20 protein-coding genes are annotated in these 24,619 nt (G+C 70.6%); 14 read left to right on the top strand and 6 right to left on the bottom strand.

Features of this window, described 5'->3' with window-relative positions; genetic code table 11:
- The first annotated feature begins 171 nt into the window (after nt 1-171).
- The 3 genes from QRN49_RS01120 (at nt 172) to QRN49_RS01130 (ending at nt 5,578) form a co-directional block, all read left to right on the top strand.
- The gene (locus QRN49_RS01120) at nt 172-1,302 is read left to right on the top strand and encodes an ROK family protein (protein WP_284753429.1); all 1,131 of its coding nucleotides are present in this window, start codon (nt 172-174) and stop codon (nt 1,300-1,302) included.
- 104 nt (nt 1,303-1,406) lie between these two features.
- A complete protein-coding gene (locus QRN49_RS01125) occupies nt 1,407-3,422 on the top strand; it encodes a beta-galactosidase (protein WP_284753432.1) in 2,016 nt (671 codons plus the stop codon).
- Entirely contained in the window at nt 3,419-5,578 is a 2,160-nt protein-coding gene (locus tag QRN49_RS01130) for an alpha-galactosidase (protein WP_284753434.1), read from the top strand. The genes QRN49_RS01125 and QRN49_RS01130 overlap by 4 nt, the downstream gene beginning before the upstream one ends.
- Before the next feature lie 112 nt (nt 5,579-5,690).
- Here QRN49_RS01130 and QRN49_RS01135 read toward each other — a convergent pair whose 3' ends face one another.
- A complete protein-coding gene (locus tag QRN49_RS01135; protein WP_284753436.1) occupies nt 5,691-8,240 on the bottom strand; it encodes a glycoside hydrolase family 2 protein in 2,550 nt (849 codons plus the stop codon).
- Nucleotides 8,241-8,356: 116 nt separating this feature from the next.
- Here QRN49_RS01135 and QRN49_RS01140 point away from each other — a divergent pair, with 116 nt between their 5' ends.
- From QRN49_RS01140 to QRN49_RS01165, 6 genes are read left to right on the top strand one after another with little or no spacing between them, the layout of a single operon-like run.
- The gene (locus tag QRN49_RS01140) at nt 8,357-10,042 is read left to right on the top strand and encodes an ABC transporter substrate-binding protein (protein WP_111093190.1); all 1,686 of its coding nucleotides are present in this window, start codon (nt 8,357-8,359) and stop codon (nt 10,040-10,042) included.
- Nucleotides 10,043-10,076: 34 nt separating this feature from the next.
- A complete protein-coding gene (locus QRN49_RS01145) occupies nt 10,077-11,066 on the top strand; it encodes an ABC transporter permease (RefSeq protein WP_071247140.1) in 990 nt (329 codons plus the stop codon).
- A gap of 14 nt (nt 11,067-11,080) precedes the next feature.
- The gene (locus QRN49_RS01150) at nt 11,081-12,121 is read left to right on the top strand and encodes an ABC transporter permease (protein ID WP_111023919.1); all 1,041 of its coding nucleotides are present in this window, start codon (nt 11,081-11,083) and stop codon (nt 12,119-12,121) included.
- Nucleotides 12,118-13,074, top strand: a complete 957-nt coding sequence (locus QRN49_RS01155; RefSeq protein WP_284753461.1) for an ABC transporter ATP-binding protein — start codon at nt 12,118-12,120, stop codon at nt 13,072-13,074. Before QRN49_RS01150 ends, QRN49_RS01155 begins: the two co-directional genes overlap by 4 nt.
- Nucleotides 13,071-13,964 carry an ABC transporter ATP-binding protein gene (locus tag QRN49_RS01160; RefSeq protein WP_111023915.1) on the top strand — a complete coding sequence of 298 codons (894 nt, stop codon included), beginning with the start codon at nt 13,071-13,073 and terminating at the stop codon, nt 13,962-13,964. The genes QRN49_RS01155 and QRN49_RS01160 overlap by 4 nt, the downstream gene beginning before the upstream one ends.
- Nucleotides 13,961-16,099 (top strand): glycoside hydrolase family 36 protein, encoded by a 2,139-nt coding sequence (locus QRN49_RS01165; protein WP_284753464.1) that lies wholly within the window; start codon nt 13,961-13,963, stop codon nt 16,097-16,099. The genes QRN49_RS01160 and QRN49_RS01165 overlap by 4 nt, the downstream gene beginning before the upstream one ends.
- 167 nt (nt 16,100-16,266) lie before the next feature.
- Here QRN49_RS01165 and QRN49_RS01170 read toward each other — a convergent pair whose 3' ends face one another.
- From QRN49_RS01170 to QRN49_RS01190, 5 genes are all read right to left on the bottom strand, one after another.
- Nucleotides 16,267-16,899: a response regulator transcription factor gene (locus QRN49_RS01170; protein ID WP_284753467.1), complete on the bottom strand. Its 633-nt coding sequence runs from the start codon at nt 16,897-16,899 to the stop codon at nt 16,267-16,269.
- Nucleotides 16,896-18,098: a sensor histidine kinase gene (locus QRN49_RS01175; RefSeq protein WP_284753468.1), complete on the bottom strand. Its 1,203-nt coding sequence runs from the start codon at nt 18,096-18,098 to the stop codon at nt 16,896-16,898. Before QRN49_RS01175 ends, QRN49_RS01170 begins: the two co-directional genes overlap by 4 nt.
- A 29-nt stretch (nt 18,099-18,127) precedes the next feature.
- Entirely contained in the window at nt 18,128-18,925 is a 798-nt protein-coding gene (locus tag QRN49_RS01180) for an ABC transporter permease (protein ID WP_111023905.1), read from the bottom strand.
- Nucleotides 18,922-19,761, bottom strand: coding sequence for an ABC transporter ATP-binding protein (locus QRN49_RS01185; RefSeq protein ID WP_284753473.1), 840 nt, complete (start codon nt 19,759-19,761; stop codon nt 18,922-18,924). The genes QRN49_RS01180 and QRN49_RS01185 overlap by 4 nt, the downstream gene beginning before the upstream one ends.
- 164 nt (nt 19,762-19,925) lie before the next feature.
- Entirely contained in the window at nt 19,926-20,498 is a 573-nt protein-coding gene (locus QRN49_RS01190) for a hypothetical protein (RefSeq protein WP_284753475.1), read from the bottom strand.
- A 139-nt stretch (nt 20,499-20,637) separates the two neighbouring features.
- On the opposite strand from QRN49_RS01190, the gene QRN49_RS01195 reads away from it, so the two are divergent.
- From QRN49_RS01195 to QRN49_RS01215, 5 genes are all read left to right on the top strand, one after another.
- The gene (locus tag QRN49_RS01195; protein ID WP_284753476.1) at nt 20,638-21,570 is read left to right on the top strand and encodes an NADP-dependent oxidoreductase; all 933 of its coding nucleotides are present in this window, start codon (nt 20,638-20,640) and stop codon (nt 21,568-21,570) included.
- A gap of 157 nt (nt 21,571-21,727) precedes the next feature.
- On the top strand, nt 21,728-22,441 hold the full coding sequence (locus QRN49_RS01200) for a sporulation delaying protein family toxin (RefSeq protein ID WP_284753477.1): 714 nt from the start codon (nt 21,728-21,730) through the stop codon (nt 22,439-22,441).
- The gene (locus QRN49_RS01205; protein ID WP_284753479.1) at nt 22,438-23,004 is read left to right on the top strand and encodes an SdpA family antimicrobial peptide system protein; all 567 of its coding nucleotides are present in this window, start codon (nt 22,438-22,440) and stop codon (nt 23,002-23,004) included. Before QRN49_RS01200 ends, QRN49_RS01205 begins: the two co-directional genes overlap by 4 nt.
- On the top strand, nt 23,004-23,984 hold the full coding sequence (locus QRN49_RS01210) for a sporulation-delaying protein SdpB family protein (protein WP_284753481.1): 981 nt from the start codon (nt 23,004-23,006) through the stop codon (nt 23,982-23,984). Before QRN49_RS01205 ends, QRN49_RS01210 begins: the two co-directional genes overlap by 1 nt.
- The gene (locus QRN49_RS01215) at nt 23,971-24,462 is read left to right on the top strand and encodes a hypothetical protein (protein WP_284753483.1); all 492 of its coding nucleotides are present in this window, start codon (nt 23,971-23,973) and stop codon (nt 24,460-24,462) included. Before QRN49_RS01210 ends, QRN49_RS01215 begins: the two co-directional genes overlap by 14 nt.
- Nucleotides 24,463-24,619 lie beyond the last annotated feature (157 nt).

Below are 24,619 nucleotides of genomic sequence, written 5' to 3' on the forward strand. Positions count from 1 at the left end.
TACTGCAAGGGGGACCTTGTGGGAGAGTAGGACGCCGCCGGACTTAACGTATGAAGAACCAGGGAACCCCTGACCATTCGTGGTCAGGGGTTTTCTGCGTTTGCGGCCCGTTCTGGGTCCTTGTCGAAGGGGTCTGGTCAGGCCGTAGGATCAGCCGACGACGGAGGAACGATGACCGAAGCCTGGCCGGCCCTGCCCGATGGCTCCCGACTGGCGCTGCGGGAGATCCTCATCCACGGGGTGCTCTCCCGCGCCGAGATCGCTCGCTCACTCGGGCTCTCGCGGGCGAGTCTCACCCGAGCCATGCGCATCCTCGTGTCACAGCGGCTCGTGGTCGAGGTCGGGACGGACGTGCGCGGTGCCACCGGTCGCCCGTCGGAGCTCCTGCAGGTGAGCAGTGGGCAGTGGGAGTTCCTCGGCGTCAAGCTCACGAAGGACCGCCTGTACGCTGCGGTCACGGACCTGGGCGGACGGGTCCTCGCTTTGCACGAAGAGGCGATCGACGACACGGCCGCCGAGTCGCTCGCGGAGCAGATCACGCTGGTGCTCGAGCGACTCCGGGATGCGCACCCGGCCATCTGTGCGATCGGTGTCTCGCTGCCGGGTGACGTCATGGTGCGCGCGGGGGAGTCCGTCGTCGCGGCGTCGGTGTTCCTCGGGTGGCACGAGGTGCCGTTCGCCCGGATGCTCGAGGAGCGGACGGGGATCGCCACGTTCACCGCGAACGACGTCCACGCGCTCACTGCGAAGGAGCACTGGTTCGGTGCCGGCGCCGGCCGTGGGTCGATGGTGCTCGTGACGGTCGGTGAGGGGCTCGGCCTCGGGCTCATCGCGAACGGGCAGGTCTCCACGGGGGAGCACGGACGGCTGGGGCGCATCGGGCACCTCCCCGTCCTCGGAGGCGGTCCGGACTGTGGTCTCGGTCACGCCGGGTGCGCCTCGAGCTACCTGCCGAGCCCGGTCATCGTGCGGAACGCCGGCCATGAGGGGAAGACGTACGACCAGGTGGTCGAGCTCGCCCGGGACGGCGACGAGGGGGCTCTCGCTGCGTTCGAGGATGCCGGCCGCGCCCTCGGGGTCCTGCTCGCCACCGCGGTACACATCGCGGACCCATCGGCGATCGTGCTGACTGGTGACGGGCTGCCCGTGTACGACCTGGCGCGGGCGACCGTCGACGAGTCGATGCGAGCCGCACTGGCGCCGTACACCGAGCCGGTCGCGGTGGAGGTGCAGCCGTTCGAGTTCTCGGAGTGGGCACGCGCCGGGGCGGTCCTCGCCATCCGCCGGCTGCTGGGGGAGTAGCCCGCGTCCGGCCTTGCAGAGCTGTCGACGCGTTAGTTACACACGTTGACAAACGCGGACGCAGACGGGAGGCTTGAGCGGTCCACACCATCGAAGGAGATGCCGTGACCGCTGCCCCCACCGTCCCGTGGCCGACCGACGGCCTGTCGTTCGGCGGCGACTACAGCCCGGAACAGTGGCCTCGGGAGACCTGGCTCGAGGACGTCCGACTCATGCGCGAGGCCGGGGTGAACCTGGTCACCATCGGGGTGTTCTCGTGGGCACTGCTCGAGCGATCGCCGGGGGACTTCACGTGGGAGTGGCTCGACGACGTGCTCGCGCTGCTGCACGAGAACGGCATCGCGGTGGACCTCGCGACGCCGACCGCTGCCCCGCCGAATTGGCTACTGACCGCACACCCGGAGATCCTGCCGGTGGACGCCACCGAGCGGCGGGAACGACCGGGTGGACGACTCGGGTGGTGCCCGGCGTCCGAGTTGTTCCGGGAGCACGCGCTCCGCATGGTCGACGCGCTGGCGGAGCGGTACGGCCGGCACCGCGCCGTGCGGCTCTGGCACGTGAGCAACGAGCTCGGCGGCGGCAACGGCCGGTGCTACTGCGAGGAGTCGGCAGCGGACTTCCGGCACTGGCTCGTCGCGAAGTACGGCGACGTCGAGGCCGCGAACGACGCCTGGGGCACGGCGTTCTGGGGGCACACGTACACCTCGTTCGACGAGGTCTCGCCGCCGCGCGGGGTGGGCGGGGCGCCGAACCCCGGGCTCGCGCTGGACTTCGAGCGGTACTCCTCCGACGCGCTGCTCCGCCAGTACGACGCCGAGAAGGCCGTCATCGAGCAGCACTCGGACGTGCCGGTGACGACGAACTTCATGGTGGGCGCCGGGTCGCAGGTCGTCGACTACGCCGGGTGGGCGAAGCACGTGGCGATCGTCGCGAACGACCACTACACGCTCGTCGACGACGCCCGCCGCGAGCAGGACCTCGCGCTGGCCGGTGACCGGATGCGCGGGATGTCGGCGGACCGCCGTCCTTGGCTGCTCATGGAGCACTCGACGGGTGGCCCGAGCTGGCAGCAGCGCAACCGCGCCAAGGAACCGGCCGAGCTCGTCCGGAACGCCCTGGCGCACGTCGCCCACGGGTCCGACGGGGCGCTGTTCTTCCAGTGGCGGGCCTCCACCGCGGGCGCGGAGCAGTTCCACTCGGCGATGCTCCCGCACGCCGGCACCCGCACACGCATCTGGCGCGAGGTGCTCGCCCTCGGCCGGGCACTGCAGGCGCTCGCACCCGTCCAGGGCACCCGCGTCGAGCCGGCCCGGGTCGCGATCGTCGTGGACGAGGCCTCCGGGTGGGCCGTGCAGTCGGGGCTCAAGCCGCACCGGGGCCTGCGCTACGGTCGGGAGCTCCGCGCCTGGCACCGCGCGTTCCACGACCGGCAGGTGCTCACGGACGTGGTCCCCGCCGACGCCGACCTGGACGGCTACGACGTGGTCGTCGTGCCGACGATGCTCATCGTCGACGACGCGACCGCCGCGCGGCTGTCCGCCGTGGTGGACCGCGGCGCCACCCTGATCGTCACGTACCTGTCCGGCGTCGCCGACGAGACCGCCCGCATCCGCACCGGCGGCTACCCGGGCGCGTTCCGCGAGGTGCTCGGCGCCTGGAGCGAGGAGTTCACCCCGCTGCAGCGCGACGAACGCTGGACCCTCGACGACGGCGAGGTCGTCACCGACTGGGCCGAGGCGGTCGTGCTCGAAAACGCCGAGTCCGTACTCCGGTACACCGACGGCCCGCTCGCGGGCCGGCCCGCCGTCACGCGCCGCGCCGTCGGCGGCGGCGCCTGGTACGTGTCCGCGATGCTCGCGGACGACAGCATCCAACGGCTCGTGGACGGGGTGATCGCGGAGCGGGGGATCCTGCGGACGGTCACCGGGCCTCCCGGCCTGGAGGCGGTGCGTCGCGTCGGCGACGACGGTTCCGCCTTCCTGTTCCTCGTCAACCACCATGCTGACGACGTCACGGTCGTCGCGTCCGGCACGGACCTGCTCGACGGGTCCGGCCACGGGCCGGACACCGTCGTGCCGGCCGGGCGCGTCCGCGTGCTGCGCGAGGAGCGGGTCTCGTGACCGTCGTGGAGCGCGAGTCGACAGCCGTCGGTGCAGGCGATCGACGCGTGCACGTGCTGCGATCGGCCGGGGTGTCGCTGGTGCTGGCGTCCGCGGCGGACGGGCTGCCCGAGGTGCTGCACTGGGGTCGGGACGTCGGGCCCGTCGCGCCGGACGATGCGGCCGACCTGCTGCTCGCACTCGGACGGCCGCTCGGACCGAGTGCGCTCGACGCGCGGTGGCCCCTCACGGTGCTGCCGACCGAGCGCGACGGGTGGGAGGGGCGTCCGGGGATCGCCGGACACGTGGACGGGATGCCACTCGTGCCGCGGTGGCGTGACGTGGTGGTGATCGGTGACGACGAGCGGATCGTCGTGACCGCCGAGTCGGACTCGTTGGCGCTCCGGAGCGAGTTCGCGCTCGACTCCGCGGGGGTGCTGCGGGTGCGGCACACGGTGACGAACACCCACGCCCAGCCCGTGCACGTGCAGGCGCTCGAGGCGACGCTGCCGGTGGGCGAGCGGATCACCGAGGTGCTCGACCTGGGCGGACGGTGGACCCGAGAGCGCACACCGCAGCGCCGGGCGGCGACAGCCGGGAGCCACGCGCGCGAGAGCCGCCGCGGGCGGACGGGCCACGACTCGCCGACGTTGCTCGTGCTCGGCACGCCCGGGTTCTCGGACGCCGAGGGCGAGCTGTGGGCGGTGCACCTGGCCTGGAGCGCGGACTCCGTGTACCGGTACGACCAGCTCGCCGAGGCGCGACCGCTGCTCGGTGCCGGAGAACTGCTCCGTGCCGGCGAGGTCGTGCTCGGCGAGGGAGACTCGTTCACCGCCCCCGACGCCGTGTTCGTGTGGAGCGACACCGGGATCGACGGGTTGTCCGACCGGCTGCACGACTCGTTGCGCAGCCGCCCGGGGCACCCGCGACGACCCCGGCCCGTCGTGCTCAACACGTGGGAGGCCGTCTACTACCGGCAGGAGCTCGAACCGCTGGTGGCGCTGGCCGAGACGGCGGCGGACATCGGCGTCGAGCGGTTCGTGCTCGACGACGGGTGGTTCCTCGGCCGGCGGTCGGACTCGACCTCGCTCGGGGACTGGCGCGTCGACCCGACGGTGTGGCCGGACGGGCTGGCACCGCTCGTCGACCGGGTGCGTGCGCTCGGCATGGAGTTCGGGCTGTGGTTCGAGCCCGAGATGGTCAGCCCGGTGTCCGAGTTGGCGGTGGCACACCCCGAGTGGATGCTGCAGCGGCCGGAGGACGACGTGCGGACGTGGCGGAACCAGTACGTGCTCGACATGGCGAACCCACTGGCCCGGCACCACGTGCTCGAGAGCATGTCCCGCGTGATCGGCGAGCACCACGTCGACTTCGTGAAGTGGGACCAGAACCGGGACATCGTGCACGCGGTGCACGCGGGTCGCGCCGGCATCGACGCGCACACCCGCGGCGTGTACGCGTTGATGGACGAGCTGCGTGCGCGGCACCCGTGGCTCGAGATCGAGGCGTGCGCGAGCGGCGGTGCCCGGATCGACCTCGGCGTGCTCGAGCGCACCGACCGGGTGTGGCCGTCGGACTCGAACGACGCCTTCGAGCGACTGCCGATCCAGCGCTGGACCGAGGCGCTGCTCCCGCTCGAGCTGATCGGCTCGCACGTCGGGCCGGAGATCTCGCACACCACGGGCCGGCACCTCGACCTGGACTTCCGGATGGCGGTGTCGCTCTTCGGCTCGGCCGGCATCGAGACCGACATCACGAAGCTGTCGCCCGAGGAGCTCGACCGGCTCCGGGCCTGGACGGCGCTCTACCGACGGGAGCGCGGGCTGCTGCACTCCGGACGGCTGCGGCACCTGGACCTCGGGGACCAGGGGACAGTGGCGACCTCGGTCGTGGCCACCGACCGTTCGCGGGCGCTGGTGCGGGTGGCGCGGACGGAGACGGGGCCGAGGTCGTTGCCGGTGCCGCTCCGGGTGCGCGGACTCGACCGGTCGCGGCGCTACCGGCTCGCTCCGGTGTCCGGGCTCGCTGTGCCGCGTGGGCTCGACATGGTGCCGCCGGAGTGGCTCGTGCGCGGACACCTGGAACTGACCGGCGCCGTGCTCGAGGACGTCGGCGCCCGGCTGCCACTGCTCGCACCCGCGACCGCGATCGTGCTGGAGCTCCGCGCGATCGACTGAGCGCCGTCAGCCGCGGTGTTCGGGCGGGGGAAGCGTTTCCTGGTCGGCGACGTGACGGTTCCGGTTCGCGAACCCGGGGGATCGTGAACCGGAATCGTCAGCGGCGCCCGGGTCAGGGCAGGAGCGAACCCGCGTGGCGGAGGACGAGCGGGTGGACGAGCTCCTGTGCAGCGATGCCCGGCGCGCCCGTCACCGTGAAGGTCACGGACTCGCCGGGGAGCAGGGACACCAGGCCGTCGTCGACGCGGGCGGCTGCATCGACGCGGTCGGGGAACAGCGAGACGTCGCGCGCGTACGCCGTCGCCGTCACGGTGACCGTCGCGCCGTCCTCCGTCGCCGACACCACCGTGGACAGGGGCGAGGGTTCGAGTGCCTGGTCGACGACCTCGGCGAAGTCGTGCACGGTGCGGGTGCCGGCTCCCGTGACGACGAGGACCTCGGAACCGGCGTCGGCCGGCACCGCGAGCGACGACGGCAGCGGCACCCGGTCGGCATCGGCGGGGGCGGCCGCGAACATGAACGACGACGACCCGAGCACGGTGCCGTCGAAGGCGATGCGGGAGACGGTGACCTCGTCGGCGACCGGCGCCCCGGACGCGTTGACGAGGACGACGTCGAGACCTCCGTCGCCGTCGCCGTCCTGGGCACCGGACGACGGCTGCACGGTGAGCAGCACGGGCTGGTAGGCCTGCCGGACGGCGTACCAGACGGGCTTCCGGATGCCGGCGTGGTCGACGAGGGCCCAGGACACCACGGGCCAGTCGTCGTTGAGCTGCCAGACGACCATGCCGGTGTTGTCGGGCGTGCGGGAGCGGAACCACTCCATGCCGAAGCGGATCGCGTGCGCCTGGTTGAGCTGCGCGGCGAAGTGCCAGTCCTCGATGCTCTTCGGCGACGGCAGGTGCCCGCGCATGCCGTCGGCGAGCTTCCGGTTGCCCTGGTCGGCCTTCTGGTGCACGAGCATCTCGTGGCCGTCCGGGTCGAGGGGCTCGTCGTGCACCACCGCGGTCAGGGTCGACCACGCCGGCGGGCCCTGGAACCCGAACTCGGCGACGAACCGCGGCTCCCAGTCGGCGTAGGCGCGGTAGTCGAGCCGGTTCCAGACGTCCCAGATGTGCACGCTGCCGTTCCGCTGGTCGTTCGGCGTCAGGTACTCGTCGAACGAGAACGGGCTGCCCGGCGTGTACGGCCGCGTCGGGTCGAGCTCGGCGACGACCGACGGCAGCAGGGAACGGTAGTAGCCGTTGCCCCAGGTCCGGCCGACGAGCGACGGCCGCCAGCCCCACTCGGCGTAGGCGACGAGGTTCTCGTTGTTGCCGTTCCACACCACGAGCGACGGGTGCGGGCTGAGGCGGGTGACGGCCTCGCGGACCTCGGGCTCGACCTCGTCGGCGAGCCAGGGCTCCTCGGCGTAGGCGGCACAGGCGAACAGGAAGTCCTGCCACACCAGGACGCCGAGCTCGTCGCACCGGTCGTACAGGTCGTCGGACTCGTAGATGCCGCCGCCCCAGATGCGGAGCAGGTTCATGTTCGCGTCGATCGCGTCCTGGATCCGGTCCGCGTACCGCTCGGGCGTCATCTCGGTCAGGTAGGCGTGGTCGGGGATCCAGTTCGCCCCGCGCACCATGACCGGACGGCCGTTGACGCGGAGCAGGAACGGCGCACCACCGGCGTCGGCAGCGGTGTCGAGCGTGACCGTGCGGAAGCCGACGCGGCCGGTCCACACGTCGTCGCCGACCTCGACCCGCACGTCGTACAGCGGCTGGTCGCCCTCGCCGCGGGGCCACCAGACGGCGACGTCGGGGACCTCGAGGCGGACGGTCGCGGCGCCGTCGAGGACGGGGCGCGCGCCGACCACCCAGCCGGCGGTGTCGGAACCCGGGTGCCCTGCGGACGCGGGGTGCGGGGCCAGGGTGATCCGGGCCTCCAGGCCGGTGCCGGCGGAACCGTCCGCGGACGCGACGGGCGCGCTGCCGATGGCCTGCGAGAAGGAGCCGGTGGAGCCGGCGTGCTCGACGTCGACGTGGGCCGTCAGCACCCCGGTGGTGCCGTCGAGGTCGACGAGCGGGCGGACGGCCGCGATGCGGACGCCGCTCCAGGACTCGATGCCGATCGACTTCCAGATGCCGCTCGTGGCGACGTCGACGCCCCAGTCCCACCCGAAGTTCGACGCGTTCTTGCGGAGCGCGTTGTAGGGGTGGTGGTTGACGTGGGGCAGCTCGCCGCCGTGCAGGGCGGACAGACGCTCGGCTGCGGGGACGGGCGCGTCGAACGTGACGACGAGCTCGTTCGTGCCCGGTCGGAGCAGGTGCCCGACGGGGAACCGGTACGAACGGTGCTGGTTGGCGGTGGTCGCGACGACGATGCCGTTGAGCTCGATCGTGGCGAGGGTGTCGAGGCCCTCGGCGACGAGGTCGTGGCGGGTCTCGTCCGGCGCGGTCCACTCGAACGTGCGGCGGTAGCGCCAGACGGTGTCACCGATCCACTGGGTGGCGGCCTCGCCGTCGCCGTTGAACGGGTCGGGGATCCGGCCGGCCCGCAGCAGGTCGGTGTGCACGCAGCCGGGGACCTGCGCCTCGACCGGTTCGCGGTGCTCCGCCGACTGCTCGGGCCCGCTCACCGCCTCGAGGGTCCACGTGCCGTCCAGGGTGGTCCGCTCCATTGCGTCTCCTCATCGTTACGGGGCCGTGACCCGACCCCTTGACCGCCTTAGTTTACGCGTGTAACAATCACGCTCACAACGTGGACCCTGCGACGACGCAGACCGAGAGGACAACGATGTTCAACCCAACCCGTTCACGGCTCGCCATCGGCGGCGCCGTTCTCCTCGCAGCCGGCCTCGCGCTCAGCGGCTGCAGCTCCAGCGGCACCGCCAGCACGAACGACGCCGCTGCCTCGACCCTGGTGGCGTACACCGGCCAGTCCGGCGACTACCAGATCAACTTCAACCCGTGGTCGCCCTCCAACATCGGCGGCGTCGGCACGATCTACGAGTCGCTCTTCTTCATCACCAACGTCAACACGAAGGACCCGAAGCCGCTGCTCGGCAAGTCCTACGAGTGGAACGACGACGGCACGCAGCTCACCATCACGCTGCGCGACGGAGCCACCTGGAGCGACGGCGAGCCCTTCACCTCGAAGGACGTCGTGTTCACGCTCGACATGCTCAAGAAGCAGAAGGCCCTGAACTCGATCGGCTACGACGGCACCGCGAAGGCCGACGGCGACGACAAGGTCGTCGTCTCGTTCGACAAGCCGTCGTTCGTGCTCGGCCCGAACCTGCTCGGCAAGACCTGGATCGTGCCCGAGCACCTGTGGAAGGACATCGACCCGACCACCGACGTCGTGCGCGAGCCCGTCGGCACCGGCCCGTACACGCTCGGCACCTTCAAGGCGCAGGCGTTCACCCTCGAGGCGAACAAGAAGTACTGGGACGGCGCCCCGGCCGTGAAGACCATCCGCTACCTGTCGCTCTCCGGCAACACCGCCGGCGCCGACGCACTGAAGCAGGGGTCGATCGACTGGCAGACCGGCCCGGTGCCGAACATGGACGACATCCCCGCCAACTACAACGGCTACGACGGCATCACCGTCGGCCAGAACCAGATGGCCCTGCTGACCTGCGCGAACACCGACCTGGGCTGCGCCGGCCCGCAGACCGACCCGGCCGTCCGCCACGCGATCGCCGACGCCATCAACCGCAAGCAGCTCAACTCGCTCGCGTTCGAGAACACGGCGAGCGAGATCTCGCCGACCTTCGCGCTCACCACGACGCAGAAGGACACCATCTCGAAGGACATCGAGCCCGCCGTGATGCCGGAGACCGCCGACACCGACGCGGCCGCCTCGACCCTCGAGGACGCCGGGTGGGAGAAGGGTTCCGACGGCATCTACGCCAAGGACGGCAAGAAGCTGTCCCTGACGGTCGAGGTCGTCACCGGGTGGACCGACTACATCACCGCGATCGACACGATGACGCAGCAGCTCAAGGCCGCGGGCATCGAGCTCAAGGCGCAGCAGTCGTCGTGGAACGAGTGGACCGACAAGAAGACCAAGGGCAACTTCGAGCTCGCGATCGACTCGCTCGGCCAGGGCCCGACGGCGAACCCGTACTACCTGTACAACAACTACTTCACGACGGCGAACACCGCCAAGGTCGGCGAAGCAGCCCCGATGAACATCTCGCGGTACAGCAATCCCGACGTGGACAAGGCCATCGCGAAGCTCGCCACGATCAACCCCGAGGACACCGCGGCGACCCAGCCCGAACTCGACACGATCCAGGAGCACATCGTCGAGGACCTGCCCTACATCCCCGTGATGACCGGCGGCACGACGAGCGAGTTCCACGCGGCGAAGTTCACCGGCTGGCCGACGGAGGACGACCTGTACGCGTTCCCGGCGGTCTGGGCGAGCCCGGACAACGCCGAGATCTTCAAGGCGCTCAAGCCGGCGAAGGGCTGACACCGATGGGATCGCGACCGAGGGGTACTCGACGATGACCTACTTCCTGCGCAAGATCGGCTTCTACGTCGTCGCACTGTGGGCGGCCCTGACGCTGAACTTCATCATCCCCAGGCTCCTGCCCGGCAACCCGGTGGACATCCTGCTCGCCAAGCTCCAGCAGCGCGGCGGGCAGGTGACCCCGGCGACCCGGGAGGCGTACGAGCTGCTCCTCGGTGGCGATTCCTCGGAGCCGCTCATCTCCCAGTACGGCCACTACCTGGTCAACGTGTTCCGCGGTGACCTCGGCGTTTCCGTCAGTTACTTCCCGGCACCCGTCACCGAGGTGATCGGCAGTTCGCTGCCGTGGACCATCGCCCTGGTCGGGATCGCCACCATCGTGGCCGCGATCATCGGCGTCGGCCTCGGGGCCTTCGTCGGGTGGCGGCCCGGCACCTGGCTCGACTCGTTCGTGCCGGCCACCACCCTGCTCGCCGCGGTGCCGTACTTCTGGCTCGCGCTGATCCTGGTGTACTTCTTCGCGACCGGGCTCCACCTGTTCCCGGCACAGGGCGGCTACGACGTCATCCTGACCCCCGGGTTCAACTGGGACTTCATCGTCTCGGCGGTGCAGTACGGGGTGCTGCCGGCGGTGACGATCGTGCTCGCGTCGCTCGGCGGCTGGCTGCTCGGCATGCGCAACATGATGGTGTCGACGCTGTCCGAGGACTACATCACCACCGCGCAGGCGAAGGGCCTGTCCGACGGCAAGATCCTGCGGAACTACGCCGCCCGGAACGCCGTGCTGCCGTCCGTCGCCGGGTTCGCGATCTCCCTCGGGTTCATCGTGTCCGGTTCCGTCGTCACCGAGCAGGTGTTCTCGTACCCGGGCATCGGGTCGAAGCTGCTGTCCGCGGTGACGAACAACGACTACGCGCTCATGCAGGGCATCTTCCTGTTCATCACCCTGGCGGTCCTCGGCGCGAACCTCGTCGTCGACCTGCTGTACGGACTGATCGACCCGCGCACGCGGGCCCGGAGCTAGGGGAGGAGACGACCATGACCAACATCCAGCAGGAGACCGAGCCCACCATCGGCGCGCTGACCGAGGAGGCCGACAGCACCACGTCGATCGCCACCCGGCGCGCGTCGAAGGGCGGCATCCGTCGGTTCCTCCCCACCCTCACCCCCTGGCTCGTCACGGGCATCGCGCTCGTCGCCGGCGTCACGCTGTTCGGGGTGATCGGACCGCTGCTCGTCGGCGACCCGACCACCATCCGCGACACCGGGCTGCAGGGACCGAGCGGCTCGAACGTCCTCGGCACCACCCAGACCGGTCAGGACGTCCTGGCCCAGCTCGCCTTCGCCACCCGGGGCAGCCTGCAGATCGGGCTCATCGTCGGTGTCCTCGCCACGGTGCTGTCCGCGTTCTTCGGCATCCTCGGCGCCTACCTGGGCGGGATCATGGACGAGGCGTTCTCGCTGTTCTCGAACGTGTTCCTCGTCATCCCTGGCCTGCCGCTCGTCATCGTCATCTCCGGCCTGGTGCCGCGTGAGGCCCGCGGGCTCTGGACCATCGCCGTCGTCCTGGCGATCACGTCGTGGGCCGGGTCCGCCCGGGTGCTGCGGGCGCAGACGATGTCGATACGCAACCGCGACTACGTGTCCGCCGCCCGGGTCGCCGGCGAACGGCCCTGGCGGGTCATCGCCGTCGAGATCCTGCCGAACCTGCTGCCGGTGCTCGCGTCGCAGTTCGTGTTCGCGGTGATCGCCGCGATCCTCGGGGAAGCGGGGCTGTCGTTCCTCGGGCTCGGGGCGTCGAACTCGTCGACGCTCGGCACGATGCTCTTCTACGCCCAGAACGGCTTCGCGCTGGCGAACGGCGCCTGGTGGTGGTTCGTGCCGCCGGGCCTGCTCATCGCCCTGCTCGGCATGGGCCTGTCCCTGGTGAACTTCTCGATCGACGAGGTCATCAACCCGCGACTCGCGAACGTGCGTGCGCAGCGACGGCGCGACCGTCGTGCGAAGCGTGCGGCCCGCTCGGGAGGCCCGGCCCGCGTCGCCACCGCCGGTCACGACACGAAGGGGGTCGCCCGATGAGCGCCACCGACACCGCACGACCGGTCACCTCCGACGCCACGGGCGACGGCCGCCGCCCGGCCGTGCTCACCATCGACCACCTCGACGTCGTCTACGAGACCGAGCACCCCGTGCACGCTGTGAAGGACGTCTCGCTCACCCTGGCGCCCGGCGAGATCCTCGGGCTCGCGGGGGAGTCGGGCTGCGGCAAGACGACCCTGGCGTACGCCATCACGCGGCTGCACCGGCCGCCGGCGAAGGTCACGTCGGGCAGCATCACGTTCCACGACCGCGACGGCACCGACGTCGACCTGCTCGGCCTGCCGCACGAGCAGCTCCGGGCCGTGCGGTGGTCGAAGCTGTCGATGGTGTTCCAGGGGGCGATGAACGCGCTCAACCCGGTCACCACGATCCGCGCCCAGCTCGACGACGCCCTGGTCGAACACCGGAAGGGCATGCCCCGCAAGGAACGTCGGGCCATCGCCGAGGACGCCCTGCGCCGCGTCGGCGTCGACCCGTCCCGCATCACCGCGTACCCGCACGAACTGTCCGGCGGCATGCGGCAGCGCGTGATGATCGCGATGGCGATGCTGCTCGAACCGCAGATCATGATCATGGACGAGCCGACCACCGCGCTCGACGTCGTGGTGCAGCGGGAGATCCTGCGCGAGATCGTCCGACTGCGCGACGAGCTCGGGTTCGCCGTCGTGTTCATCACGCACGACCTGCCGCTGCTGCTCGAGATCAGCGACCGGATCGCGATCATGCTCCGCGGCGAGGTCGTCGAGTGCGACCGTGCCAGCGTGATCCAGCACGACCCGCAGCACCCGTACACGCGGAAGCTGCTGCAGTCGTTCCCGAGCCTGTCCGGAGCCCGCGGCGCGTTCATCCGCACCGGGGTCGAGGACGGTACCGAACCCGAGACCGACACCCGGGCCGTCGTGGTCCAGGCAGCACAGGAGACGGACCGATGACCAGTGTGACCGTCAGCCACCTCGGCAAGGACTTCCACACCCGCAAGGGCCTGAAGCGCACCACCCTGCGGGCCGTCGACGACGTGTCGTTCGACCTGCTGCCCGGCCGGACCGTCGCGCTCGTGGGGGAGTCCGGTTCGGGCAAGTCCACCATCGCGCGGATGCTCGCCAAGCTCGAGACCCGGACGCGCGGCTCGATCGACGTGCGGCTCGAGGACGGCACTCCCGTCGAGGGCAGCATGTACCGGCGGCACGTGCAGATGGTGTTCCAGGACCCGTTCGCCTCGCTCAACCCGTTCCACTCGATCGAGCACCACATCGCCCGGCCGCTGCAGCTGCACCACCGGGCCCGCGGCGCCGACGAGACCGCCGACAAGGTGCGGGAACTGCTCGGCCGGGTGAACCTCGACGAGGACTTCGCGTCGCGGCGGCCGCACGAGCTCTCCGGCGGGCAGCGGCAGCGCGTCGCCATCGCCCGCGCACTCGCCCCGGGCGCGCAGGTGCTCATCGCCGACGAACCCGTGTCGATGCTCGACGTCTCGATCCGCCTGAGCGTGCTCAACCTGCTCGGCCGGCTGCAGCGCGAGGACGAGCTCGCCGTGCTCTACATCACGCACGACCTGGCGACCGCGCGGCACTTCTCCGACGAGATCCTGGTGCTCTACCGCGGCCGGGTCGTCGAGCGGGGACCGTCGGACGCCGTCATCCTCGACCCGCACCACGACTACACCCGGCTGCTCGCCGAGGCCGCCCCCGACCCGGAGCGCACCGAGCGCCGGATCACCGCGGGGCCGCCGCTCGACCGGACGAAGATCGACAACACCACCTGCTACGACCACACGGTCGGGGACTGGGTGTCGAGCGAGCCCGCACCGGTCGGGGCGCGATGAGCGACGGGTCGACGTTCGTCGACTGGGTCACCGGCGGGTTCGCGGCACGGTTCCGGGTCGGTGCGGACCAGCCCGCGGCGCTCGTGTCGTTCGTGCCGACCGGCGGAGTGCCGGCCGGCGGGGTGTCGGTCGGCGGAGCGCTCGCCGACGGGCCGGACGACCCGCAGCCGCTCGTCGAGCTGACGACGATCGGGCACGGTCGGTTCCCGGGCGGGTTCCGGCACGTGGACTCCACCATCGGGGCGCGACTGCGCCCCGTGTCGCACCACGTGCACGACGACGGGACCGACCTGTGGTTCCGGATCGTGCAGGCGGACGCGGCCACGGGCCTCCAGGCCGAGTCGGTGTTCCGGGCGCGCGCCGGCGTGCCCGCGTTCCAGACGTGGACCGAGGTGTCGGCCGAACGCGGTGAGCACGTCGTGGACTCCGTGTCCTCGCTCGCGACCGGGGCGTTCCTGACCGACTCGGGTGCCACCGTCGACGAGCTCGCCCTCGCGCACGCCGACAACGACTGGGCAGCGGAAAGCCGGTGGCGGATCGATCCGCTGCGGTCGATCGGGCTCGCGGCGATCGACCGGGAGGCCCAGCACCACCCGCCCCGCAGCCGCGCCGTCGTGCAGAACCGCGGTTCGTGGTCGACCGGCGAGGCGCTGCCGATCGGGGTGCTGCGGGCGGACGACGCTGTGTCGCTGCCGTACGCGCTCGTCTGGCAGATCGAGCACAACGGGCCGTGGCTGTACGAGCTCGGCGAGACCCGTCGGCACGCGTACCTGCTGCTGAGCGGCCCCACCGACCAGGAACACCAGTGGACCACCGTCGTCACACCGGAGCAGCCGTTCACCTCGGTGTCGGTGTCCGTCGGGATCGCCGGGTCGATCGACGACGCCTTCGGGGTGCTCACCCGGCAGCGTCGGGCGTTCCGGCACGTGCGGGAAGCCGACCGTGCCCTGCCCCTGGTGTTCAACGACTACATGAACACGCTCATGGGCGACCCGACCACCGAGAAGCTCCTGCCGCTCATCGACGCGGCAGCCGACGCCGGAGCGGACCTGTTCTGCATCGACGCCGGCTGGTACGCCGAGGAGCACTGGTGGGACACCGTCGGAGCATGGGAGGAAGCAGCGTCGCGGTTCCCGACGGGGCTCGGCGCCGTCATCGACCACATCCGTGCGCGCGGCATGCAGGCCGGCCTCTGGCTCGAACCCGAGGTCATCGGCATCCACTCGCCGCTGGCCTCGACCCTGCCGCCGTCCGCGTTCGTCGAGCACCACGGGGTCCGGGTCGCGGAGCACGGGCGGCACCTGCTCGACCTGCGCTCGCCGGAGGCCCGCGCGCACCTCGACTCGGTGGTCGACCGGCTCGTCGGGGAGCTCCGGGTGACGTTCTTCAAGATGGACAACAACACCATGACGGGGCCGTTCGCCGGGATGCTCGACCACCAGCGGGCCCTGCTCGACTGGCTCGACGCGGTGCAGGAGCGGTACCCGGCACTGCTCATCGAGAACTGCGCCTCGGGAGCGATGCGCGCCGACTGGGCCATGCTCTCGCGCCTGCACATGCAGTCGACGTCGGACCAGCAGGACCCGGTGCTGTCCGCCACGATCGCCGCCGCCGCTTCCGCCGCGATGCTGCCCGAGCAGGCGGGGAACTGGGCGTACCCGGCACCGACCATGGACCCGGAGCTGTTCACACTGTCGCTCGTGAACGGGGTGCTCGGGCGGATGTACCTGTCCGGGTACCTCAACGAGATGTCGTCGTCGCAGCGGGCGGTGGTGGGCGACGCCATCGCTGCGCACCGGCAGGTCCTGGACGTCGTCGAGGTGTCCGTCCCGGTCTGGCCCCTCGGGCTGCCCGCCTGGGAGGACCCGTGGGTCGCGCTCGGCCTGCACGCCGCCTCGGGTGACCTGTACCTGTCGGTGTGGTCGCTGCCCGGTGCGTCGGCGTCGGTGTCGTTGCCGCTGCCGGCGTTCGCCGGGCAGGCGGTGGTCGTCGAGCCGCTGTTCCCGACGGCACTCGGGTCGTGGTCCGTGGTGTGGGACGCCGCCTCGGGCTCGCTCGAGGTCGCGAACGGCGGATCGACCCCCACAGCGCGGGTGCTCCGCGTCCGGTCGCAGAAGGCGGACGCGGGGGCCTGAGCGGGCGCGCGTCGCGATGGCAGGGCGCGCGCTGGAGCGGACGGGAGGCGCGGTGCGGGCAGGCACCGTGCCTCCCGTTTCGTCGGTGGTCCGGCATCGAGTGAGCAGAAGATGTCGGGTCAGCGCACAGGACCCGACATCTTCTGCTCACTCATCGGGCTCGCAGGTCACGGCAGGAACTGGAGCTCCATCGCGCGGGTCACGGCACGGGTGCGGTCGTTCACGCCGAGCTTCTCGAAGACGTGGCCGAGGTGGGTCTTCACCGTGGCCTCGCTGAGGAACAGCGCGCGGCCGATCGCCGGGTTGCTGTTGCCCTGGGCGACGAGGCGCAGGACGTCGAGCTCGCGCGGGGTCAGCGACGGGCCGGCCGCGGCGGGGAGCGAACCCGTCGCTCGGCGGACGAGCGCTGCGGCCGCCGAGGGGGCGAGCGCCGTCTCGCCCCGTGCGGTCGCCCGGACGCCGGCGAGGATCTCGGACTCCGGGGCGGCCTTGAGCAGGTAGCCGGTGGCGCCGGCCTCGATGGCGGCGAGGATCTGGTCGTCCGACTCGTACGTGGTCAGGATCAGGACGCGGACGCCGGGGTCGGCGGCGAGGATCTCCGCCGTCGCCGCATCGCCGTCGAGCACGGGCATCCGGAGGTCCATGAGCACGACGTCGGGACGTTCGGCCAGCGCCACCGTCACCGCGGCGCGGCCGTCGCTGGCCTGGCCGACGACCTCGACGTCGTCGGCGTCCTGCAGCAGGGCCACGATGCCCGACCGGACGATCGGGTGGTCGTCGGCGACCACGACGCGGATCACCGGGTCACCTCTGCCACGGGCTGACGATCGACAGCCGGGAGGCTCGGCTCGGGTCCGGTGGGCAGGCTCGCGTCGACGACGGTGCCCCGGCCCGGGGTGCTCGTGATCGTGCAGGCACCGCCAGAGAGCGCCAACCGTTCGTGGAGGCCCCGGAGACCGTGCCCGGCCGTCGGGACGCCGGTGTCGAAGCCGACGCCGTCGTCGGTGACGCGGACGCCGACGTGATCGGGCGCCTGCCGCAGGACGATGCGGACGGAGCCGGCGTCGGCGTGCGCACGGATGTTCGCGAGGGACTCCTGGACGACCCGGAGCAGCACGACCTGGGCATCACGGTCGAGCGGGCCGTCGGTCGCGTCCACGGCGACGGGCGTGCCGGTCTCGCGGGTGTAGCGCTCGGCCAGGCGGTGCAGGGCTCCGGCCAGGCTGCCGCTCGTGGCACCGGCGACCCCGGCGGCGATGAGGGCGCGGGAGTCCTCGAGGGCGGCGCGCGCGGATTCCTCGAGGACCGCCAGCCGTTCGTCGAGGGCATCGGCGCGGTCGTTCGCCAGGTCCTTGCGGGCACGTTCGGTGAGCATGACGATGCCGGCGAGGTTCTGCGCGACGGTGTCGTGGATCTCGCGGGCCAGGCGCTCCCGTTCGCTCGCGACGCCCGCACTGCGGTGGGCATCGGCGAGGGACTGCTGGGTGGCGCGGAGTTCGTCGAGGAGCTGGCGGCGCTCCTCGGACAGGCCGGCGACGCTCGAGATCCACACGCCCATCGCGCAGGCACCGATGACGCTGATGCCCTCGATGAGCACGGTGCTGACGAGGGCGTCCGGGCCGCCGGAGACCTGCAGGCCGATGCCGCTCGCGACGCCGACCGCGACAGAGAGCAGGACGGCGGTGCGGACCCGTTCGGACTGCACCCAGACGAGCGGGAACGCGATGCACTGCACGAACGCGGTGCTCGGCACGACGGCGGGCAGCACCAGGGCGGCGACGAGGACCAGCGGGAGGAAGGCAGCGGCGGCACGGGGGCTGTCGTAGCCGCGGTGGCCGAACACGGCGTAGGCGACGACGAGCACCACGACCGCGGTGTACGCGGGCCAGCGGGTACCCCACGGCGACCACCCGAACACGGTGATCACGGCGGTGAGGAGCATCGTGCCCGCGAAGAAGACGTGCAACCACCGGTTGCGCATCCACGTCTCGCCGCTCATGTGCCCAGCATCCCACCAGCGGGGCGCCATCAGGCGTCCTTGCGGTTCCACCGGAACGTCAGCAGGCAGGCCACCGTGCCCAGGACCAGCCACGCTGCCAACACGAGGGCTCCGAGGCCGAGGTGCCACGCGCCTCCCGGCTCACCCGACTCGAACGCACCGGGCAGGAAGACGGACCGCATGCCGGACGCCATCCAGCGCAGGGGGAAGACGGAGGCGACGTCCTGCAACCAGGTGGGGAGCTGCGTGAAGGGCAGGTAGACGCCGGAGATGAACTGCAGCACCAGCACGATCGGGACGATGGTGGCGGTGGCTCGCCGGCCCTCGCGGGGGAGCGCCGAGACCGCGATGCCGAGGACGCAGCTGGTGGCGATGCCGAGGACCATCACCCCGGCGAAGACACCCCAGTTGCTCGCGTCGGTCGGCAGGTCGACGCCGAACACCAGGCTCGCGATCGCCAGCAGCAGGGCGGTCTGCACGAGCGTGGTGACGAGGACCATGCCGATCTTGCCGACGAAGTACGACAGGACGGGCAGCGGTGTGCCGCCGAGGCGCTTCAACGTGCCGTCGCTGCGCTCGGTGGCGATGTCGACGCCGAGCGACTGCGTGCCGGAGAGCAGGATGCCCGTCGCGACCAGGCCGGGCAGGTAGTAGGTGGCGTAGTCGACGCTGACGTCGGGGCCGGCCTGGATGTCGGCGGCGCCGGAGAACGCCACCGAGAACAGCGCCAGCATGATGATCGGGAACAGGAACGTGAAGAAGACCGCGTCGGGAGCGCGGAAGTATGTGCGGATCTCGTACGAGATGCGGCTGGTCGCTGTCTTCACTGCTGCCCCACCATGTCGAGGTAGACGTCCTCGAGGGACGGACGGATGACTTCGAGGTCGTGCATGGGCGAGGTGCTGCTGCGGATGAGCGCCGTCGGGTCGGTCGTGCGCTCGTCGTGGTGTCCGCCGTCGTCGTCACGCCAGCGGACCCGGGGCGTGCGGGCCTCGGCGCCGCCGATCTCGTCGATGGGTGCGAGGTCGAGGAGCTTCCCGTCGGCGATGACCGCGGCCCGGTCGGCGAGCTGCGCGGCTTCGTCGAGGTAGTGCGTGGTGAGCAGGATCGTCGTGCCCTCGTGCTGCACCTGGCGCAGGAGGTCCCAGAACTGCCGGCGGGCCTCGGGGTCGAAGCCCGTGGTCGGTTCGTCGAGGAACAGGACCTCCGGGCGGCCGACGATGCCGAGGGCGACGTCGACGCGGCGGCGCTGGCCACCGGACAGGCGGCTGATGCGGGTGTTGCGCTGCGTCTCGAGCCCCGTCGCGGTGAGGAGCTCCTCGGTACTGCGGTGCTTCGGGTAGAGCGTCGCGAAGTGGTTGAGCTGCTCGGCGACGGTGACGTTCGGGGACTCCGCGCTGGTCTGCAGGACGATGCCGATGCGTGCATTGTGGCTGCGGCTCGCCCGTGCCGGATCGTGGCCGAGGACGCGGACCTCGCCGGCGGTGCGGGAGCGGTACCCCTCGAGGATCTCGACCGTCGTGGACTTGCCGGCACCGTTGGGGCCGAGGAGGGCGAAGGTCTCGCCCCGATCGATCGTGAAGGAGACGTCGTCCACGGCACGTTTGCCGGTGGCGTACTGCTTGCCGAGGTGCTGGACCTCGATGGCGGGGGACTCGGGCATGGGTCCAGCATCGCCGCCCGGTGGCCGTGGAGGATCGGCCGGGGCGGTGGTCTCGGCATCGGCCGATCGGGGGATGGTGCCGGCGGGGGAGGTGGTTCTGTTTCCGGCCGGTGACGGTTCTGGTTCGCGATCGTCGGGGATCGTGAACCAGAACCGTCACGACTTCAGTACTGCGGGCGGATCCAGTCCGTCGGTTGCACGAAGCGGGCGCGGGGCAGGACCTCGTCCGGCTCGGCGGTCCGCACGCTCGTGATGATCGTGTCCTCGCCGTACTCCGACAAGCGACGGGCGATGCCGTCGCGCTCGTCGATCACCAGTGTCGCGCGGGTAGCCGGGTCCCCGCGGTGCTCGAAGGTCACCAAGATCGAGTGCTCGCCGATGTGCTGGACCAGGACCGGGTGGAAGCTCTCGGGGCCGCGACCCCATCGGAGCATCAGATCGGGCACGGCCATCCGGACGACGGGATCGGAGACCATGCTCCGGGCGAACGAGATCTCGTCCGGACCGTCGTCGGGGTCGTGCAGCACTCCGTCGCGGTAGGAGACCGGCTTGGCGCGCTGGCGCACGAGCGTCCAGGTCTGCGCGGCCTCGTCGATGTCGACACGGAACTGCCAGTACTTCTGCCGGGACTCCTGGTGGATGCCCTCGAGGACGTACCGGGCGGGTCGGCGGAGGGCGGCGAGCTCCTCGGCGATCGCAGGACCGTCGGACCGGGTGAGGAGTTCGTCGAGACGCACGGTGCCAGCATGGCGCACCACGTGCCGTGGACCGCACCCCCTGACGGGCGGGAGGCGCGGGGCGGGGTGGTGCCGGGCCTCCAGGCCGTGGGGTGGTCGCGTCAGGTTGCGTCAAGCAACGTGCGCGTAGACCGGGAGGATGCAGGTCGTCGGAGTCGAACAGTTCGGAGGGCCCGAGGCCCTCGCCGTCCACGAGGTGCCGGAGCCGCACGCCGGTGCGGGATCCGTGCGGATCCGGGTGCAGGCGTTTGCCGTGAACCCGACCGACACGGGGGTGCGCGCCGGGCAGCGGGACAGCTCGCAGGCCTCGCCGCCGTACGTGCCGGGGATGGACGCCGCCGGCGTCATCGACGAGGTCGGGCCCGACGTCACCGGATGGCAGGTCGGCGACGAGGTCATGGCGATGGCGCTGCCGCTCAGCGCCCACGGTGGCGCCTACGTGCAGGAGCTCGTCGCGCCGGTGGGGTCGTTCACGCGGATCCCTCGCGGGACGTCTCTTCCGCTCGCCTCCACGGTGCCGATGAACGGGCTGACGGCGTTGCAGATCCTGTCGCACGCCTCGCTCGCGCCGGGGCAGACGCTCGCCGTGACCGGGGCCGCGGGGCTGCTCGGGAACTACGTGGTGCAGCTGGCGAAGGCCGCCGGGCTGACCGTGATCGCGGATGCTGCTCCGGCGGACGAAGCACTCGTCCGGTCGCTCGGGCCGGACCACGTGGTGCCGCGGGGTGCTTCCTTCGCGTCCGCTGTCCGAAAGCTCGTGCCGGACGGGGTCGATGCGCTCGCCGATGCTGCCGTGCAGCGGGACGAGGTCGTGGACGCCGTTCGCGACGGGGGAGTCTTCTTCGACGTGCGGGGGTGGCAGGGCAACGGGGCTCGGGGGATCGAGTTCGTGCAGATCATGGTGTTCTCGGAGTACCGGTCGTTCGACAAGCTCGAGCAGCTGCGGCACGCGGTGGAGAGTGGGACGTTGACGCCGCGGGTTGCCGAGGTGCTGCCGGCTGCGCGGGCTGTAGAAGCGCATGAGCGGTTGGAGGCTGGGGGGACGCGGGGGCGGTTCGTGTTGACGTGGTGAGGTGACGTCGGTGTGAGGGACGGGAGGCGCGGTGCCGGTTGGTGCCGTGCCTTCCGTCGTCCGGCGGCAACTCCCCCCGAATGCCGTTGAATGAGGTATCAAATATCAGTAGGTTGCTCTCGTGCACAGCACAGTGGCTGTGTCGGGAGGGACAAACTTGAACATCCAGAAGCTCCACCGTCCGCGGGTGGCCGTGCTCGGATTCGTGACTGCCATCCTGCTGCTCGCGGCATCGCTCGTCGGTTCGCCAGCCGCGGCGACGGCCGTCGAACCGGTGGCAGCTGCGAGCAGCACGTCGGGCCTCTCAGAACAGGATCTGCTGCTCGTCGACGGGGCGCTGTTCGGTGTCGGCCCCGTTGCGAAGCAGCTCGGCACGAGCATCGAACCAGTCTTCTCCGGCGATGACTTGGAGCGAGTCACGGCCTACGCGCGTGAATCCCGTGAAGGACTCGTCGCATCGAACCCCGATGCGGTCGAGCGCGCTGTGGCCAACATTCGGTCGGGATCGGTGAACTCCGTTGCGAAGGGCTTCGAACAGCTCGGGGGAGCCTTCAACTCCTACATCAGCGAGACGTACACCGAGGAAGAGCTGAACGCAGCCAAGGAGGAGTACAGCTCGACGCCGGCCGTACCGATGTGTGGAGCAGTCGCCGCCTGTGTCGCAGCAGTTGCCTTCGCCGTCTACGCAGCAGCTGCCGTCCACAATGCTGCGGTCATCACAGCGGCCGCTGCTGTCCTCGTGTCCGTGTACGCGTGGTGCGGAGCCTGGACCGGTTGCGGGCGCAGCGGCCAAGCAACCGGGAATGACCGGGTGAAGCAGGAGAAGTTCCTGGCCAACGCAACCCGCGTCGGTCAGACGCTGCCCGCGTGAGCCTGAAGCTCGCCGAGACGACCGTGGTCACGGTGGCGGCTCTTGCCGTGGCCACGGTCGCCTTCGCATCACTCCCGATCAGTACCCACGCGTCGGGATTCGTTGCTGACGGTCTGCATGCTGTCAGCGAGATCACGCCGCAAGGATGGGGCTTCTTCACCCGTGACCCGCGCTCTCCGATCACGCAAGCCCGCGTCCGCACCGCGGATGGAGAGTGGAAGACCGTGAATCGGGGTCCGAACGCGACCCTGCGGAACGCGTTCGGGTTCAACCGGTCGTCGCGACTCGACGAGTACGACGTGTCCCAGGTCATCGGGTCTCGCGACATCGATGAACTCTGGTCGGACTGCACAGGAAACTCGATCGCGGAGTGCGCCCAGCGTGCTGCGTCAGAGCGCGGTGTTCAGAAGTGGACGGCCGAAGGCTACGACCTCCGGCTCTGCGGGGAGGTCCTCTTGCTCGCCGTGGATCCGGTGCCGATCGACTTCGCTGGCCTGGAGTACGACTCCTCGACGAAGGCCATCCGCGCGACTGTCCGATGCGATGCTCTGGAGGACCAGTGATGACCTCTGCCGCCACACTGCAACGTCACAACGTCGGCGGAGTGGGCGGGCGAGCGTCTTTCGAGCGGTACGTGTCGGCCGTCAGCCCGTTCACGCCGGTACTCGGGCTCGTGCGATCAGCGATCGCAGCAGCCGCCTTGCTCACGCTCGTGTTCACCCCGACCGATCAGCTCTTCTTCCGGAGCTCGACGTTCCCGACCGGTGCGAACTGCGGGAACAGCACGTCGTGGATGTCCTTGTTCTGCGTCGGGTCCTCCAGCGGGCGTCTGGAACTGACGAAGTGGGTCGCAGTTTCCGTACTCGCCATCGTCGTCACCGGACTGTTGCCGGCGATCACTGCCCTTCCACACTGGTGGGTGACGTGGAGTCTCATGACTTCGAGTACGGCCGTCGACGGCGGCGAACACCTCGCCGCGAACCTGACACTCATCCTCGTTCCGCTCGTACTGCTCGACCGCCGTCGCTGGCACTGGGCGCCTGACAGGCGGTATGTGGGCCGTTCTTCGTGGGTCGCCGTGATCGGGTACACCACCCTCGGGCTCTGGACTCTCCAGATGATGGGGGTGTACTTCCAGGCCAGCGTGGCGAAGTTCTCCGTCCTCGAGTGGTCGGACGGGACGGCGCTCTGGTACTGGATGCAGAACCCGGTCTTCGCCCCGGCCGGAGCCGTCGGAGACCTTGTCCGGAACGCGCTCCAGTGGTTACCACTCACCGTCATTGCAACGTACGGCACGCTCGCGCTGCAGCTCGCTCTGGTGGGCGCTGTCTTCATGCCGCGCAGGCCTCGGCATCTGCTCCTGGGCCTCGCTGTCGCGTTCCACCTGGCGATCGCCGTGCTGATGGGCCTGTGGAGCTTCTCGATCATCATGATCGCGGCAGACCTGCTGTTGCTCCTCCGCCCCCACGAATCCGAGAGCGTCGCTCGTGCCCTTCACATGGGCTCACGAAACGAACCGGAGGTGGACCATGTCAGCGCCTGACGGGTCCTTCCGAAGCCCAGCGGATCGCGGAGCGGCGCTCGGGGCACTCTTCATCCTGGTCCCCATCGCGGTGATCGGAGTCGCCGGGGCTGCGGCGAAGGGCTTCGATGGCCCGTCTCTTGTCGTTCTCGTTCTGGTCTTCGGCGGGCTTGTCTGGGCGATGGTGGTCGCTGCGCGGGCGGCTGCGTTCATCGAATTCTCACCAGAGCAGGTCACCGTCGGGTTGGCGCCGTTCTGGAGGACGCGGCTGCGTCGACGTCAGATCGCAGACGTCGCGATAGTGCATATCGACACCTACGGCGACTACGGAGGTTGGGGTATCAAGGGCTCAGCCCGAAGCTCGAAGGGGCGCCTGTACTCGGTCGGCGGTGAGACCGCCTTGCGGGTGCTGATGCGGGATCAGCGGACGTTCTTGGTCGCCTTCAAGGACCCGGCGACAGCGGAACGAGCGAGGGAAGCACTGCACGGCCGATGCTGATCGCGCTGAGCGGGATGGGTGTGCCGGTGAAAGACGCTGCCGCCCAGCCGTCAGCGGCTGCGCGTTGTTCCGCTCCGCCCGCCGACCCACAGACGGTCCCGTGCGCGGGTCATCTCGACGTAGAGATCCTGGCGCTCACGACATCGCCACTCCTGTT

The organism is Curtobacterium sp. ME-Dv--P-122a (assembly GCF_030209645.1).
Lineage (GTDB): Bacteria > Actinomycetota > Actinomycetes > Actinomycetales > Microbacteriaceae > Curtobacterium > Curtobacterium flaccumfaciens.